Annotated in this window: 16 protein-coding genes; 1 reads left to right on the top strand and 15 read right to left on the bottom strand. The window is 64.0% G+C overall.

The features are described 5' to 3' along the window. Positions 1-78: 78 nt before the first annotated feature. From ACFFJK_RS02410 to ACFFJK_RS02365, 10 genes are all read right to left on the bottom strand, one after another. A complete protein-coding gene (locus tag ACFFJK_RS02410; RefSeq protein WP_379677655.1) occupies positions 79-2,901 on the bottom strand; it encodes a M16 family metallopeptidase in 2,823 nt (940 codons plus the stop codon). Positions 2,902-2,976: 75 nt separating this feature from the next. Continuing rightward, entirely contained in the window at positions 2,977-3,489 is a 513-nt protein-coding gene (locus tag ACFFJK_RS02405) for a CBS domain-containing protein (protein WP_379677490.1), read from the bottom strand. A gap of 109 nt (positions 3,490-3,598) precedes the next feature. Beyond that, the gene (locus ACFFJK_RS02400) at positions 3,599-3,949 is read right to left on the bottom strand and encodes a DUF3579 domain-containing protein (protein WP_379677489.1); all 351 of its coding nucleotides are present in this window, start codon (positions 3,947-3,949) and stop codon (positions 3,599-3,601) included. Between the two features lie 124 nt (positions 3,950-4,073). After that, positions 4,074-5,033, bottom strand: coding sequence for a CobD/CbiB family protein (locus tag ACFFJK_RS02395; RefSeq protein ID WP_379677488.1), 960 nt, complete (start codon positions 5,031-5,033; stop codon positions 4,074-4,076). Between the two features lie 237 nt (positions 5,034-5,270). Next, positions 5,271-5,939, bottom strand: a complete 669-nt coding sequence (locus ACFFJK_RS02390) for a CoA pyrophosphatase (protein ID WP_379677487.1) — start codon at positions 5,937-5,939, stop codon at positions 5,271-5,273. Positions 5,940-6,019: 80 nt separating this feature from the next. Then, the gene (gene rplS / locus ACFFJK_RS02385; RefSeq protein WP_379677486.1) at positions 6,020-6,409 is read right to left on the bottom strand and encodes a 50S ribosomal protein L19; all 390 of its coding nucleotides are present in this window, start codon (positions 6,407-6,409) and stop codon (positions 6,020-6,022) included. A gap of 117 nt (positions 6,410-6,526) precedes the next feature. After that, positions 6,527-7,288 (bottom strand): tRNA (guanosine(37)-N1)-methyltransferase TrmD, encoded by a 762-nt coding sequence (trmD, locus tag ACFFJK_RS02380; protein ID WP_379677485.1) that lies wholly within the window; start codon positions 7,286-7,288, stop codon positions 6,527-6,529. Between the two features lie 38 nt (positions 7,289-7,326). Then, positions 7,327-7,887 (bottom strand): ribosome maturation factor RimM, encoded by a 561-nt coding sequence (gene rimM, locus ACFFJK_RS02375; protein WP_379677484.1) that lies wholly within the window; start codon positions 7,885-7,887, stop codon positions 7,327-7,329. A gap of 24 nt (positions 7,888-7,911) precedes the next feature. Beyond that, positions 7,912-8,160 carry a 30S ribosomal protein S16 gene (gene rpsP / locus ACFFJK_RS02370; protein ID WP_277487822.1) on the bottom strand — a complete coding sequence of 83 codons (249 nt, stop codon included), beginning with the start codon at positions 8,158-8,160 and terminating at the stop codon, positions 7,912-7,914. Between the two features lie 163 nt (positions 8,161-8,323). Continuing rightward, entirely contained in the window at positions 8,324-9,073 is a 750-nt protein-coding gene (locus ACFFJK_RS02365) for an AAA family ATPase (RefSeq protein ID WP_379677483.1), read from the bottom strand. Positions 9,074-9,196: 123 nt separating this feature from the next. On the opposite strand from ACFFJK_RS02365, the gene ACFFJK_RS02360 reads away from it, so the two are divergent. Next, entirely contained in the window at positions 9,197-9,610 is a 414-nt protein-coding gene (locus tag ACFFJK_RS02360) for an NINE protein (RefSeq protein WP_379677481.1), read from the top strand. Between the two features lie 191 nt (positions 9,611-9,801). Here ACFFJK_RS02360 and ACFFJK_RS02355 read toward each other — a convergent pair whose 3' ends face one another. The 5 genes from ACFFJK_RS02355 to ACFFJK_RS02335 form a co-directional block, all read right to left on the bottom strand. Next, positions 9,802-10,209 carry a hypothetical protein gene (locus ACFFJK_RS02355; RefSeq protein ID WP_379677480.1) on the bottom strand — a complete coding sequence of 136 codons (408 nt, stop codon included), beginning with the start codon at positions 10,207-10,209 and terminating at the stop codon, positions 9,802-9,804. A 267-nt stretch (positions 10,210-10,476) separates the two neighbouring features. Next, positions 10,477-12,267 carry an acyl-CoA dehydrogenase gene (locus ACFFJK_RS02350; protein ID WP_379677479.1) on the bottom strand — a complete coding sequence of 597 codons (1,791 nt, stop codon included), beginning with the start codon at positions 12,265-12,267 and terminating at the stop codon, positions 10,477-10,479. A gap of 240 nt (positions 12,268-12,507) precedes the next feature. Continuing rightward, positions 12,508-13,437, bottom strand: coding sequence for an electron transfer flavoprotein subunit alpha/FixB family protein (locus tag ACFFJK_RS02345; RefSeq protein ID WP_379677478.1), 930 nt, complete (start codon positions 13,435-13,437; stop codon positions 12,508-12,510). A 46-nt stretch (positions 13,438-13,483) separates the two neighbouring features. Then, positions 13,484-14,233, bottom strand: coding sequence for an electron transfer flavoprotein subunit beta/FixA family protein (locus ACFFJK_RS02340; RefSeq protein WP_379677477.1), 750 nt, complete (start codon positions 14,231-14,233; stop codon positions 13,484-13,486). 228 nt (positions 14,234-14,461) lie between these two features. After that, positions 14,462-14,689: a sulfurtransferase TusA family protein gene (locus ACFFJK_RS02335; protein ID WP_379677654.1), complete on the bottom strand. Its 228-nt coding sequence runs from the start codon at positions 14,687-14,689 to the stop codon at positions 14,462-14,464. Positions 14,690-14,904 lie beyond the last annotated feature (215 nt).

Below are 14,904 nucleotides of genomic sequence, written 5' to 3'. Positions count from 1 at the left end.
GCAACAAATGCTTCTCAAAGGAAACATTTTAACGCAGCCCACTCCTCCTGTCACAATTGCGCCGGTCAGGTGTTGCGTCTAGGGTGCACTTTTGGTCGCGCTGCGGTCCGCATCCCCGGCTCCCGCCCCGGCCTTGTCCTGGTCCCCCGCCATCACGACCGACAGTTTTGCCGGGTCGATCGCCTTGCGGAAGGCGGCGTTCAGCTGCGGCAGGGTGACCGCCATCAGCTTGCGCTCGAACGCAAGCGACCATTCGTAGGTGCGGCCGCGGTACAGGAAGCTGGTCCAGCCCGAGGCGAGCACCGCGTCGCTGGTGCGGTTCTGCAGGCGCTGCTGCATCAGGCCCGACTTGGCGCCGGCCAGTTCATCGGCCGTGAACCCTGTCTTCACCGCGCGCGCCAGTTCGTCGCGCACGGCGGCGTCGAGCCTGCGCAGGTTCTGCGGCGCCGCGATCGCGCTGACCATGAAGCTGCCGGCGCGGTCGAGGTCGCCCGCGCCCAGGTCCGAGCCGCCGCCGTAGGACAGGCCGTCCTTCTGGCGGATGCGGTCCATCAGGCGGGACTTCAGGCCGCCTTCGCCGAAGATGTAATTGGCCAGCATGAGCGCCGGGTAGTCCGGGTCTTCGATGTTCAGGTCGAGGTTCATGCGCGCCAGGTAGAAGCCGTTTTCCTTGTCCGGCGTGTCGATGCTCCGGCTGGCCGCCGGCACCTCGGCATGCTTGCTCAGCACCGGCGCCACGTTGGCCGGCGCTTTCCAGTCACCGAACAGCTGGTTCACCAGCGGCACGACCTGGTCCGGGTCGAAGTCGCCCACGATCGCCATCTCGGCCGGGTTGCTGTTGTGGTAGTCGCGGTGGAAGGCCCGCAGGTCTTCCAGGCGCGCCGCCTTCACGTCCTCGATGTCTTCCTCGAGCGTGTTGGCGTGGCGGATGTCGCCGCGCGGGTACTGCTCGAAATGCCGGGCCATGGCGCGCGAGGCGGCGCTTTGCGGCTCGGCGCGACTGGCCTCGAGGCCGACCAGCATTTGCTGGCGCAACTGCTCGAATTCCGCGGCCGGGAATCCCGGCTCCTTCAACACGTGGGCGGCCAGCCGCAAGGCCTCGGGCAGGTTCTCGCGCGTGGTCTGGAAGTGCTGCGGGCTGCCGCTCATCTTCAGCTTGTCGAAGGCGTCGGCCAGTTCGGCGCGGCTGTACTTCGTGGTGCCGCGCATCAGCATCGCCGACGTCAGGGCCGCCGTGGTGCCCTTGCCGAACAGGTTCTTCTCGTCGCCGAAATGGCGGCGCAGGTCCACGGTGACGGTCTCGCCGCGGTTCTTCTTCGGCAGCAGCGCGAGCTTCACCCCGCCCGCCGTCGTGAGCGTGGTGCGCTTCATGATGTTGGCCTGGCTCGGGTCGAAGTCTTCCGACACCAGGGTGGAGGCCGCCGGCTTGAAGTCCTTCAGTAAGCTTTCTACCGACGGCGCCGCCGGAACCAGCGCGCGCTGCGGCGCCTCCTCCGGCACGAAAGTGCCGGTGGTCCGGTTACTGCGGAGAAAATAGCGCTTGCTGGCTGCGGCGACCTGCTCGGCCTTCGTCTCCTTGAGGCGCTCGCGGCCCAGGAAGTACAGGCGCCAGTCGCCCAGTGCGATCGACTCGGACAAGGCCACGCCGACCGCCTGCGGGTCGTTCAGGCTGCGCTCGATCGTGTTCATGTAGGAGCGGCGCACGCGCTCCATCTCCTCGGTGGTCGGCGGACGCGCGCCGAATTCCTCCACCGCCCGGGTCAGGGCCTCGCGCACCGGCTCGATCGGCTCGCCCTTCTTCACCACCGCGCCGAAGAACTGCAGGCCGGGCGCATAGCCGGTCTGGCCGAAGCTGAACACCTGGCTGGCCTGGCCCGATTCCACCAGCAGCTTGTGCAGGCGGCCATTGGGCGCGTCGCCCAGGATCTCGGAGGCGAATCCGAGCGCCTCGGCGTCGTCGTGCAGGTCCGACGGGATCTTGTAGCCGACCGCCACGATCTGCACGTCGCCCTGGCGCCGCACCGCGAAGCTGCGCTCGCCGTCCTGGGTCGGCTCGACGGTCCAGAACTGCGGCAGCGTGCGCTTCGGTTTCGGGATGGCGCCGAACAGGCGGCTGATGGTGGCCAGCGTGCTGTTCGGGTCGAACTTGCCGGCCACCAGCAGCACCGCGTTGTCGGGCTGGTAATACGTGCGGTAGAAGGCCTGCAGGTTGCCGATCTTGACGTTCTCGATGTCGCTGCGGTTGCCGATGGTCGAGCGACCATAGCTGTGCCAGTCGTAGGCGACGCTCTGCATGCGCTTGAACAGTACGTTGCCGGGCGAGTTCTCGCCGCTTTCGAACTCGTTGCGCACCACCGTCATCTCGGAGGCCAGGTCCTTCTGGGCCACCGGCGAATTGACCATCCGGTCCGCTTCCATCTGCAGCGCCCAGTCCAGGTTTTCCTTCGATGCCTGGAACACTTCGTAGTAATTGGTGCGGTCGAGCGACGTGGTGCCGTTGAACTGCATGCCGCGCTCGGAGAACTGGCGCGTGATGTCCGGATTCTTCTTCGTCCCCTTGAACAGCAGGTGTTCCAGCAGGTGGGCCATGCCGGTCTCGCCGTAGTTCTCGTGGCGCGAGCCGACCAGGTAGGTAACGTTCACCGTCACCGTCGGGCGCGAAGCGTCCGGGAACAGCAGCACCTTCAGGCCGTTGGCGAGCCGGTATTCGGTGATGCCCTCGACCGACGGGCCGAGCGTGACGCCTTTCGGCAAGGGCGCGCTCCTGGGCGCGCGCTCGCTTGCGCCCGTGGGCGCAGCCTTGGACGACGGCGCAGGCGATGGCGCAGCCCAGGCGGCGCCCGCCACCACGAAGCTCAGCGTCCCCGCCACGACCCGGGCGGCGACGCCGCGTGTCAGCATGCCAACATGAATGTTCAAGATCATTGTTTCCATCCCACATACTTGTTCGATGCGGGATGGTAACACTGGACAAGCCTACTGGCGGGCCCGGCGCTCGTGGGCTTGCTGCCAGGGACTGATGCGGGACAATTCTCCCATCTCTTCCGCCAGGAATTCGAGCAGGTCGTCGGCACTGACGATGCCGGCCAGGCTGCCCCTGGCGTCGACCACGGGCACCCGCCGGATGCCGCGCAGGCGCATGCGCTCGATGGTCTCGTAGACGTCGTCGGTGTCGCGCGCGGTGAGCAAATCCTCGCTCATGATGTCGCCCACCTGCAGGCTGACGGGGTCGAGTCCGGGCGCGATGACGGAAATGACGATGTCGCGGTCGGTCACGATCCCGACCGGGACGCTGGCGCCGTCGAACCGGTCGACGACGATGACGTCGCCCACGTGCTGGCGGCGCATCAGGAGGGCTGCGCCCTGCACGGTTTCATCGCGGGTGCAGCAGGTGGCTTCGTTGGTGCAGATCTGGCCGATGTGCATGGTGGTCTCCCCTTCGTGCGCTGGCGCCAGGGTGCGACCTTGCGACGCACTTGCAAGATCCATGTGTGCTTGCGACGCGCGGACTTGCCCTTACGCTAGCCCAAAAGAAAACTGGCGCTACGATTTCATCATAGCGCCAGTTCCAGAATCCGGAAGGGTCGAATCGACAAGCTTACGCAGCGGTTTTTTTCCCGTCGGCCGGCGGCACGAAGCAGGCATCGGCCACCTGCAAATCATTGTCCTTGGCAAAGTTCAGCACGAAGTGGTAAGCCAGCGGCTCGATCTTCTGCAGCTCGCGGCTGACGACCACGGCCTTCACGCCGTTGACGATGGTCGGGTGGACCCAGGGGGAAAATTGCAAATGGGAATCACGCCCGGCTGCGCCCGGCGCGAAGCACGACATGACCCCGCACAGGCGCTCGGCCCAGTCGCTGGGGCGGAATTGCCTGCCTTTGCTGGTAATGCCCAGGATGAAGAACTCGTCCTTGAGTTTTTCATCCTTGGTGTGCGGTAACTCGGCCATAGTGCTGCTTGCTGAAACAAGAATACTGCGTGGAAGAGAACAAGCTCAGATCAGCTCAGTTCAGTATTATATCTTATAGAAGACTCACGGACGAGACCCACGACGCGAAATCGGGCTTTCCTCCTCAGCCAAGCCACACCACGCTCGACAGCAGGAGCAGCAGAATCATCCACAGGATCAGCGCCCGCCACACCAGCCCGACCGTGCTCTGCAGGGCGCGCAGGTTCGGTTCCTCGCCCGGCAGCACGTCGGTGTCGCTGTCGCCCAGGTCGACCGTCGCGGCATCGAGCGGCAGCAGCGCCGGGGCGTTCTCGAGCGGCGTGCCCAGGCGTACGCCCATCGCGCCGCCGCCCGCGGCCAGGATGATGCCGCGCGATTCGTCGGCCCAGCGGCGGGCAAAGTTACGCCATGCATAGATCGCGTCCTCGAAATTGCCGACCACGGCAAAGGCCACGGCCGTCAGGCGCACCGGGATCCAGTCGATCCAGTAGAAGGCTTTCGCCGCGAACTGGCCGAAGGCTTCGTTACGCATGTGCTCGGGCTCGTTCCAGGCGCGCGCCAGGTATTCCGAGACGCGGTACAGCACCGCACCGGCGGGCCCGAACGGCATCAGGAACCAGAAGAATACGCCGAATACGTTGCGGTGCGTGGTGATCAGGGATTTTTCCACGGCCACGCGGCAGATCTCGGTGGCGTCCATCCCGACCGTATCGGTCCGGGTCCACTCGGCCAGCAGCTTGCGCGCGGTCGCTTCGTCGCCCTGGTTCAGCGCCAGCTGGATATTGGTGAAGTAATGGCTGTAGTGGCGGAAACCCAGCGTCAGGTAGACGATCAGGACGTTCCAGGCAAAGGCCAGCAGCACCAGGTTGTAGCGCATGAAGAACCAGTACACCAGCCAGGTCGGCAGCAGCAGCGCCAGCATCATCAGGATCCAGCCCATGCGGCCATTCTTCTGCTCGCCCGCGTTGAACCAGCCTTCGATGCGCATGGCAAAGCCCTTGATGCCCGCATAGACCTGGTTGTCTGCGCGCAGCGGCTTGAGCTGCTCGATGATGAGCGCGACGAGGATGGAGAAAAACGTCATTCAGGAGTCCTTTTTTGTTCTGGCAATACCGTGCTGCCCGCTACGATAGCGGAGAAGCGGGCGGGAATCAAATCAGGAACTGGAGGAAAAGCTCGGGTTGGCAGGGACGATCCGGTCCGGTGGACCAGATCGCGCTCTGCCGGTTGAGCTTCCAAGGGGCAAAGAAATCGACGCAGCGTTCGTTCATGCCGGATTTGAACGCGCGGCCGGGAGCACCCGGCCGCCCTACAGGCACGGTCAGGCGCGCAGGAAATGGTACAGGTTGCGCAACATGGCCGCCGTCGCACCCCAGATGAAATAATCCTGGTACGGCATCGCATAGAACGTGCGCTTGCCTGCCCCGTCGGTCAGCATCACCGAGCGGCGCTGGTGGTTGCTGCCCGCCATCAGGAAAGCCAGCGGCACTTCGAAGATCTCGGCGACCTCGTTCGGGTCGGCACGCAGTTCGAACGGCGGCTTCACCAGCGCCACCACGGGAGTGACGCGGTAGGCGCTGATCGTGACGTGCTCGGGCAGCACGCCGATGATTTCGACATGGCGGCGGTGCAGGCCGATCTCTTCCTCCGCTTCGCGCAGCGCGGTCTCGATCGGCGACGAATCGAGCTCTTCGGCGCGCCCGCCCGGGAAGCTGATCTGGCCCGCATGGCTGGACAGATGATCGGTGCGCTTGGTCAGCAGCACGGTCAGGCCTTCCGGGCGCTCCACCAGCGGCACCAGCACGGCGGCGCGGCGCAGGCGTAGCGCGGGTGCGGCAAGCGCTTCGTCCGAGGCTTCCGGGTCCCACGGCAGCGTGCGCGCGAAACGGGCACGGACCGCTTCCGCGCTCAACAGCTCGGGCGCAAGCGCGGCTTCGCCGGCAAGGCCTTCGACCGGCATGGCGGTGGGATCAAACAGGGATTTGGTCAAAACTCATTCCTAAAGGAAAAACACGCGCGCATAAAGAAAAAGGCATCCTTGCGGATGCCTTTTTCAGAACACAGATGCTATTACTCAGCAGCAGCTTCTGCGGTCTTGACACGACGCTGCGGCAGTTTTTCTTTGATACGTGCCGACTTGCCCGAACGCTCACGCAGGTAGTACAGCTTGGCACGACGCACGTCGCCACGGCGCTTCACTTCGATCGAAGCGATCAGCGGCGAGTACAGCTGGAACGTACGCTCCACGCCTTCGCCCGACGAAATCTTGCGAACGATGAAGTTCGAGTTCAGGCCGCGGTTACGACGCGAGATGACGACGCCTTCGTATGCCTGGGCGCGCTTGCGGTTGCCTTCGACGACGTTGACGTTGACGACCACGGTGTCGCCCGGTGCGAAATCAGGGATGTTGCGGCCGAGGCGCGCGATTTCTTCTTGCTCGAGTTGCTGGATCAGATCCATTTTATGACTCCAAAAACCATCTTGCTGGCGCGTGTCGTGACAGATGCGTGGCCCAGTAGAGGATGGGGTTGAAACACGCGGACAACATGTCCGCAGTTCATACGCTTGCGCGTATTCTTATTCGGCAGGCTTGTTCAGCTCTGCCAGAAACTTTTCGTCTGCCTTGCTCAGCTGGCCGGCGGCACGCGCCTTGTCCAGCAGTTCCGGGCGCTTCTTCAAGGTCGCTTCCAGCATGCGCTGGCGGCGCCACTTGCTGATCTCGGCGTGATTGCCGCCCATCAGGACGGGCGGCACCGGTTCGCCTTCGTAGACTTCCGGACGCGTGTAGTGCGGCGAATCGAGCAGGCCGTTGACGAAACTGTCTTCGACCGCCGATGCTTCATCGCCCAGCACGCCCGGCAGCAGGCGCACCACGGCATCCATCAGCGCCATCGCCGGTATCTCGCCGCCCGACAGCACGAAATCGCCGATCGAGATTTCCTCGTCGACACAACGGTCCAGCAGGCGCTGGTCCACCGCTTCGTAGCGGCCGCACAGCACGACCAGTCCAGGCTCGTCCTTCAGCGCCATCGCCCGCTCGTGCGTCAGCGACTTTCCCTGCGGCGACATGAACACCACGCGCGGCGCCGGCAAGCCGAGGTCGACCTGGCGCTGCTTTGCGGCATTGATCGCGGCCTCGAGCGGTTTTGCCAGCATCACCATGCCGGGTCCGCCGCCATAGGGGCGGTCGTCGACGGTACGGTGGCGGTCCTGCGTGAAATCGCGTGGATTCCAGATCGACAGGCCCCAGCGCTGCTGCTCGAAGGCGCGGCGGGTCACGCCCGACTGCGTCAACGCGGCAAACATCTCTGGAAACAAGCTCACGACGTCAAACTGCATCGGGACCTCGCTTCAGGCACTTCACGCTGCTACGCGGGTCAATAATCCAGACCCCAGTCCAGGGTAATGCGTTTCGCGTCGAGGTCGACGGTCTTGACGAACTGGTCCACGAACGGCACGAGGCGCTCGGATGCTTTCGCATCGGGCGCCGCTGCTGGATCAGGCACTGGCGCGATACGCAAAATGGATTGCGCGCCGTTGTGCATCATGTCGGTCACCTTGCCAAGGGCTTCGCCCTCCAGGTTGACCACATCCAGGCCGATCAGGTCGGACCAATAGTATTCGCCTTCCTCGAGCTTCGGGAACTCGCTGCGCGACACCGACACCGCCGCGCCTTTCAGCGCCTCGGCTTCGTTGCGGTCGCGCATGCCGACCAGGGTGGCGACCACGTCGCCGCCATGCATCTTCGCGCTCCGTACCGAGACGGAACGCAGCGTCGGCTTGTCGAGCCACCAGGTCTTGACGCTCAACAGCGCGTCCGCATCCACCGAGAACGGGGTGACGCGCAGGCCACCCACGATCCCGAATGCGCCGGACACATAGCCGACCTGGACCAGGTCGTCGGGGATTGCTGCCCCGCTTGCTGCCGAATCGGTCAAAACCTTGCTACCTTGTCTGCTTGATTAAGCAGCCGGCTTCTGCTGGGCAACCAGGCGAGCGACGGTCGGCGACAGTTGTGCGCCAACGCCTTGCCAGTGAGCCAGACGGTCAGCAGCGATACGCAGGCCGACTTCAGCGCCCGAAGCCATCGGGTTGTAGAAACCGATGCGCTCGATGAAACGACCATCGCGACGGTTGCGCGAGTCAGTTGCAACGATGTTGTAGAACGGGCGCTTTTTTGCGCCGCCACGAGCCAAACGGATAACGACCATAGTAATTCCAAAAAGTTGTATTGGACGGAGAAAGCCGACGATTATAGCGCGATACCCTAGATAGGGGCAAGCGCTTATAGCAACACGGCGGACACGCGGCGTGCAGTTCGGTGAATTGAGCATTATCACCTATTTTTCGCCACAAGGCCACCGTTGGGCGTTTCTACTCCTCGCTTCTACTCTCCCCCTCCCCCATCAGGACGCGCAACATCCGCGCCGGATTGGACAGGAAGTCGCGGGTGACGCGGTAGTGTTCCGTATCTTGGTAGGCGATTTCGCGAATGCCGTGCTCGCTGCATTCGTAGATGAGGGCGTTCGGGTAGGCCATCAGGATCGGCGAATGGGTGGCGATGACGAACTGGCAGCGCTCGCCGACCAGGTCGTGCAGGCGGCTCAGCAGGGCAAGCTGGCGCTGGGGCGACAGGGCGGCCTCGGGTTCGTCGAGCACGTAGAAGCTGTCCTGGCGGAAGCGGTTCATGAACAGGGCCAGGAATGCTTCGCCATGGGACTGCTCATGCAGCGGCGTGTGTCCGTAGGACTGCTGGACGCCAAGCCGCTCGATCTCACTGCTGACGTTGTAGAAGCTTTCGGCGCGCAGGAAGAAGCCGTCGCGCGGCCGCTCGACGCCGCGCACGAGGCGCAGGTGCTCATGCAGTTCCGAATGCGAGGCCCGCGTGGCGAAGTTGAAGTTGCGGCTGCCGCCTTCGGCATTGAAGCCCATGCCGACCGCGATTGCCTCCAGCAGCGTCGACTTGCCCGAGCCGTTTTCGCCAACCAGGAAGGTGACGTTCGGGTGCAGCGGCAGCCGGTCGAGGGTGCGGATCGCCGGCAGGGTGAACGGGAACACTGCCGGCTCGAGGGGCGCGTTCGGCTTGAGCTGGATTTCCGCGAGATAGGCGCGCGTCTTGAGCATGGTGAGGGTGACCGGATGGGTTTGCGTGGTTCGACAGGGGGCGAAAGGCCGGGTTCACGCAATACGTGCCTTCCTTGTCATTTTGCACCATACTCATGCTTTCCTGAACTTTTGGCAACGCTCATGGCTGTCCGGCACAAGAACAAGACCCTCGCCGCCCTGCTCGCCCTGCTGCTGGGCGGGCTCGGCGCCCACCGCTTCTACCTGAAAGGCGGCACCGACCGGCTCGGCCTGCTGCACCTGTGCAGCCTGCCCCTCACCGGCATCCTGTGGGGCGCGGTCAAGCCGCATCCTTTCTTCGTCCTGCTGCCATTGCTGTTGTCCTATATCGTGGGTTTCATCGAGGGGCTCGTCATCGGCTTGAACCCGGACGAGGCCTGGGATGCGCAGTACAACAAAGGAAGTGGAAAAACCTCGCGCTCGAACTGGGTGCTGGCGCTGGTGCTGGTGCTGATCCTGGGAGTGGGAGCGATCATCCTGATCGGGACCATTGCCCGGGTGTTCGACCTGGTGTACACGGGCGGGGCGTACGGCTGACTGAGTGCTGCTGAAATTGGGTTCCCGCCTACGCGGGAACGACGGGTTTGGGTGCGTGTCCGAAGTTGACGCAGCAAATATGCTCACTCCCTAACCAACGTCGTTCCCGCGAAGGGGAAGTAATGCCACTGGCATTACCTCCCCAAGTTTATTAGCGGACCTCTGGCCCTTACAGGGCCGCCGACGCCCACCTAGTCGTGGCCCTTGCCGTGATCCTTGTCGTCGTCCTTGTCGTCGTCCTTGTCGCGGTGCTTGCCGAGCTTCCTGGCGGCGTCGACCAGGTCATCCTGCAGGTGCTCGAACTTGCGCACCGCCACGCCGAGGCGCTCGAGGGCTTCCTTCACGTAGGCCTTGTACTCGTAGAGCTCCTTCTTGTACTTCAGGGCCGTCTTCTTCCACTCTTCGCGCTCCTTCTTGTAGTCGTCGCGCTCCTTGCGGTACTCGTCGCGCTCCTTCTTGTACTCGGCCCGCTCCTTCTTGCACTTGCAGTAGTCGCGGTCCTTGTCATCATCGTGGCCGTGGTCGTCATCACGGTCGCGGTCGTGACGGCAGTCCTTGTCGTGGTCGTGATCGTGGTCGTCCTTGTTCTCGAAACCCATGATGTTCTCCTCGTCGAGCCGGTGAGATTGAGGGCCGTGCGGCTCATGCGCGGCTTGATTACAAGTTAGTTCCTTCCGGATGAGCTCGCATTGAGCCAAACTAAATATCGCGCACCATGTTTCCGTGCAAATTTCCTTTGCGATAATTCGCTTTACATTAAATATTATTTCATTCAATAAATTGAATGATCGGAAGCAAGGACGCGATTCGACTGCGCAATAAAAAAGCGGCCCGCAGGCCGCTTCAGGAAGACAGTCGGGGCGACGTCAGAACTGATCCACCTCCAGCGCCAGCACGCCCGGCGCGCCTTCGACGATGGCGGTGCGCAGGCCCGGCGCCGACGACAGCACGTGGTCGGCGAAGAAGCGCGCGGTCGCGATCTTCGCGCGCAGGAAGGACGCATCGCCCTCGCCAGAGGCCAGCTTCTTCTGGGCGACGAGTGCCGCGCGCGCCATCTGCCAGCCGCCCAGTACGATGCCGGCCAGCTTCAGGTACAGCACGCTGCCCGCGAACACGGCGCGTACGTCCGATTTGGCGTTGGCCACGACGAAGTCCACCACCTCCTCCAGCGCGGTGGAACCCAGCGCCAGCTGGCGGCGAATGGCGGCGAATTCCTCGCCCTGTACTTCGGCCAATTGGGCTTCGGTCGCACGCACCTGCTCGATGAGCGACTTGGCCACGGCGCCGCCGTCACGCACGGTCTTGCGGCCCACCAGGTCGTTGGCCTGGATCGCGGTGGTGCCTTCGTAGATGGTCAGGATCTTGGCGTCGCGGTAGTGCTGGGCCGCGCCGGTCTCCTCGATGAAGCCCATGCCGCCGTGCACCTGCACACCGTCGCGCGCCACGTTCTCGCTCATCTCGGTCGACCAGCCCTTGATGATCGGGACCAGGTATTCGTACACCGAGAGATTCGCCTTGCGGGTCGCCTCAATCGCGTGGCTGTGGGCGATGTCCGACAGGCCTGCGCCGACGTAGGCCAGCGCGCGCGCCGCCTCGGTCTGCGAGCGCATCGACATCAGCATGCGGCGCACGTCCGGGTGGTTGATGATCGCCACCGGGCCCGGGGAGCCGGCCACTTCGCGCGACTGGATGCGGTCCTTGGCGAACGCGACTGCCTGCTGGTAGGCGCGCTCGGCCAGGCCGACGCCCTGCATGCCGACGCCGAAGCGGGCCGCGTTCATCATGATGAACATGTATTCCAGGCCGCGGTTCTCTTCGCCCACCAGGGTGCCGATGGCGCCGCCGTGGTCGCCGAACTGCAGCACGGCGGTCGGCGAGGCCTTGATGCCCAGCTTGTGTTCGATCGAGACGCAGTGCGCGTCGTTGCGCTCGCCCAGCGAACCGTCTGCATTGACCAGGAACTTCGGCACGATGAACAGCGAGATACCCTTCACGCCCGCCGGGGCGTCCGGGGTACGCGCCAGCACGAGGTGGATGATGTTCTCCGCCATGTCGTGCTCGCCGTAGGTGATGAAGATCTTGGTGCCGAAGATCTTGTAGGTGCCGTCGCCCTGCGGCTCGGCGCGGGTGCGCACGGCGGCCAGGTCGGAACCGGCCTGTGGCTCGGTCAGGTTCATGGTGCCGGTCCACTTGCCGCTGATGAGCGGCTCCAGGAACAGCTTCTTCTGCTCGCTTGACCCGGCGGTGAGCAGCGCCTCGATGGCGCCGTCGGTCAGCAGCGGCGCCAGCGCGAACGACAGGTTGGCCGCGTGCAGCATCTCCATGCACGGCGTGGCGACCAGCTTCGGCAGGCCCTGGCCGCCGAATTCGCTCGGATGCTGGATGCCTTGCCAGCCGCCTTCGGCGAAGGCGCGGAAGGCGTCGCGGAAGCCTTTCGAGGTCGTGACGCTGCCGTCGCGCCAATGGCTCGGCTCCTTGTCGCCGAGGTGGTTCAGCGGGGCGATCACTTCACCGCAGAACTTCGCGCTCTCCTCCAACACGGCGCTGACGGTGTCGCTCGTGGCGTCCTCGCAGCCGGGCAGCTGGTTGATTTCATGCAGGTTGGCCAGTTCGTTCAGGACGAACTCCATGTCTTTCAGCGGGGCTTGGTAGCTCACCTTTGTCTCCTGATGTGACGGGTATGTCTGTAGCAGGTTGCGGGCGCCGAACGCCACAGGCAACCTCCGTTATAAAGTAAAACGTCGTTCCCGCGCAGGCAGGAACCCAAGTTTGCTTGCGCTACCGATCACGTCAAACGCTAGGAGGTACGCTTCGAACATTGGGTTCCCGCCTTCGCGGGAACGACGGATCATGCTTCAGCGGTGGGAGCCACATAAAGGTGCACCCACCGAACGGGATCAGCCCAGTTCCTTGACCAGCTGCGGAACGACCTCGAACAGGTCGCCCACCAGGCCGTAGTCGGCCACCGAGAAGATCGGCGCTTCCGGATCCTTGTTGATGGCGACGATGGTCTTCGAGTCCTTCATGCCGGCCAGGTGCTGGATCGCGCCCGAGATGCCAACGGCGATGTACAGGGTCGGGGCGACGATCTTGCCGGTCTGGCCCACCTGCCAGTCGTTCGGCACGAAGCCCGCGTCCACTGCCGCGCGCGACGCGCCCATGGCGGCGCCCAGCTTGTCGGCCAGCGGCTCGAGCAGCTTGAAGTTCTCGGCCGAGCCGATGCCGCGGCCGCCCGACACGATGATCTTGGCGGCGGTCAGTTCCGGACGGTCCGACTTGGCCAGTTCGCGGCCGACGAAAGCCGACCTGCCCGAGTCGCCCACGGCGGCGACCTGCTCGATGGCGGCCGAACCGCCGGTAGCGGCCGCGTCGAAGGCGGTGCCGCGCACGGTGATGACCTTCACCGGGTCGCCCGACTGGACGGTGGCGATGGCGTTACCGGCGTAGATCGGGCGCTCGAAGGTGTCCGGCGACTCGACCTTGGTGATTTCCGAGATCTGGGCCACGTCCAGCTTGGCGGCCACGCGCGGCAGGATGTTCTTGCCGAAGGCGGTTGCCGGGGCCAGGATGTGCGAGTAGTTGCCGGCGACGGCCAGCGCCTGCTCGGCGACGTTCTCGGCCAGGCCGTCGGCGAAGTGCGGCGCGTCGGCGACCAGCACCTTGGTGACGCCGGCGATCTGCGCGGCGGCTTCGGCGGCGGCGCCGCAGTTCGAACCGGCGACCAGGATGTGAACCTCGCCGCCGCACTGGGCGGCAGCGGTCACGGTGTGGTTGGTGGCGCCCTTGAGGGAGCCGTTGTCGTGTTCAGCGATAACGAGTGCGACCATGTTCTTTTCCTAACGATGGAAATAAGCGGTATGCGGCAGGCCGCGATTAGATGACTTTGGCTTCGGTGCGCAGCTTCTGCACCAGGGTCGCCACGTCCGGCACCTTCACGCCGGCCGAGCGCTTGGCCGGCTCGGTGACCTTCAGGGTCTTCAGGCGCGGGGTGACGTCGACGCCCAGGTCTTCCGGCTTGACGGTTTCCAGCGGCTTCTTCTTGGCCTTCATGATGTTCGGCAGCGTCACGTAGCGCGGCTCGTTCAGGCGCAGGTCGGTGGTGACGATGGCCGGCAGCGTGAGCTGCACGGTTTCCAGGCCGCCGTCGACTTCGCGGGTCACGGTGACCTTGCCGTCTTCCAGCACGACCTTCGAAGCGAAGGTCGCCTGCGGCCAGCCCAGCAGGGCTGCCAGCATCTGGCCGGTCTGGTTCGAATCGTCGTCGATCGCCTGCTTGCCCAGGATGATCAGCTGCGGCTGTTCCTTCTCGGCCAGCGCCTTCATGATCTTCGCCACGGCCAGCGGCTCGGTCTCGACCGCGGTCTCGACCAGGATGCCGCGGTCGGCGCCGATCGCCATGCCGGTACGCAGGGTTTCCTGGCACTGCGGCACGCCCACCGACACGGCCACCACCTCGGTGACCTTGCCGGCTTCCTTCAGGCGCGTGGCTTCTTCCAGCGCGATCTCGTCGAACGGGTTCATCGACATTTTGACGTTGGCGATATCCACGCCGCTGCCGTCGGATTTGACGCGGACCTTGACGTTGTAGTCGACCACGCGTTTGACGGGTACCAGGACTTTCATAGGGTGCCTTTAGAAAATGGAATGGGTGACAGACGAAAATGGCCTAGATTATAAGAGAAATTCGGCTTCAGTTCAGAATTAAAGCACGATCGTGCGATTTTTAGTTAGAGGATTCCGACTAAAACACAATGATGACGGTTTCGGGGAATCGGGTGCGGGGCCGGCGCAGGCCTGCCCCGTTTGCGTGGGTCCTGGGCGTGCGCTCGTGGACGCGCCCAGGATCGCGCCTTACTTGCGGCGCATCAGGAAGGTGAATTCGCCGTTCTCGGCAGTGTGGGCCAACAGGGCGTTGCCGGTCTGCTTGGCAAACGCCTGGAAGTCGCGCACCGAACCGGTGTCGGTCGCCACGATGCGCAGCACCTGTCCGCTCTCCATCTCGGCGAGTGCCTTCTTGGCTTTGAGGATAGGCAGCGGACAATTCAGCCCGCGCGCATCCAGGTCTCTCTGGAAGTCCATGGTGTCAATGTCGATAGTCATGTCGCTCATCGCTTGCCCTACTTAATGGGTGGTGCTGGGAACTCGAATACTACTCCAATTCCGGCAGTATGACGCAGCGCACCAAAATAGTCACACATTGTTGCAGGCCTGCAACCGAATGTCAAATTAACCATGCTTGTGCACTCTTTTGCAACAAAACGGCCGCCGGACGGCACCCGCGTGGTGCGCTGCCA

Source organism: Massilia consociata (assembly GCF_042432755.1).
Lineage (GTDB): Bacteria > Pseudomonadota > Gammaproteobacteria > Burkholderiales > Burkholderiaceae_D > Telluria > Telluria consociata.
The sequence above is the reverse complement of the archived record's forward strand: the minus strand, read 5'-3'. Positions and strand labels throughout refer to the sequence as shown.

Excerpts from the sequence above, each read along its gene's own strand:
- ACFFJK_RS02410 (WP_379677655.1), bottom strand. The coding sequence starts at position 2,901 with ATGCTGACACGCGGCGTCGCCGCCCGGGTCGTGGCGGGGACGCTGAGC.
- ACFFJK_RS02405 (WP_379677490.1), bottom strand. The coding sequence starts at position 3,489 with ATGGATCTTGCAAGTGCGTCGCAAGGTCGCACCCTGGCGCCAGCGCAC.
- ACFFJK_RS02400 (WP_379677489.1), bottom strand. The coding sequence starts at position 3,949 with ATGGCCGAGTTACCGCACACCAAGGATGAAAAACTCAAGGACGAGTTC.
- ACFFJK_RS02395 (WP_379677488.1), bottom strand. The coding sequence starts at position 5,033 with ATGACGTTTTTCTCCATCCTCGTCGCGCTCATCATCGAGCAGCTCAAG.
- rplS (WP_379677486.1), bottom strand. The coding sequence starts at position 6,409 with ATGGATCTGATCCAGCAACTCGAGCAAGAAGAAATCGCGCGCCTCGGC.
- trmD (WP_379677485.1), bottom strand. The coding sequence starts at position 7,288 with ATGCAGTTTGACGTCGTGAGCTTGTTTCCAGAGATGTTTGCCGCGTTG.
- rpsP (WP_277487822.1), bottom strand. The coding sequence starts at position 8,160 with ATGGTCGTTATCCGTTTGGCTCGTGGCGGCGCAAAAAAGCGCCCGTTC.
- ACFFJK_RS02365 (WP_379677483.1), bottom strand. The coding sequence starts at position 9,073 with ATGCTCAAGACGCGCGCCTATCTCGCGGAAATCCAGCTCAAGCCGAAC.
- ACFFJK_RS02360 (WP_379677481.1), top strand. The coding sequence starts at position 9,197 with ATGGCTGTCCGGCACAAGAACAAGACCCTCGCCGCCCTGCTCGCCCTG.
- ACFFJK_RS02355 (WP_379677480.1), bottom strand. The coding sequence starts at position 10,209 with ATGGGTTTCGAGAACAAGGACGACCACGATCACGACCACGACAAGGAC.
- ACFFJK_RS02345 (WP_379677478.1), bottom strand. The coding sequence starts at position 13,437 with ATGGTCGCACTCGTTATCGCTGAACACGACAACGGCTCCCTCAAGGGC.
- ACFFJK_RS02340 (WP_379677477.1), bottom strand. The coding sequence starts at position 14,233 with ATGAAAGTCCTGGTACCCGTCAAACGCGTGGTCGACTACAACGTCAAG.
- ACFFJK_RS02335 (WP_379677654.1), bottom strand. The coding sequence starts at position 14,689 with ATGGACTTCCAGAGAGACCTGGATGCGCGCGGGCTGAATTGTCCGCTG.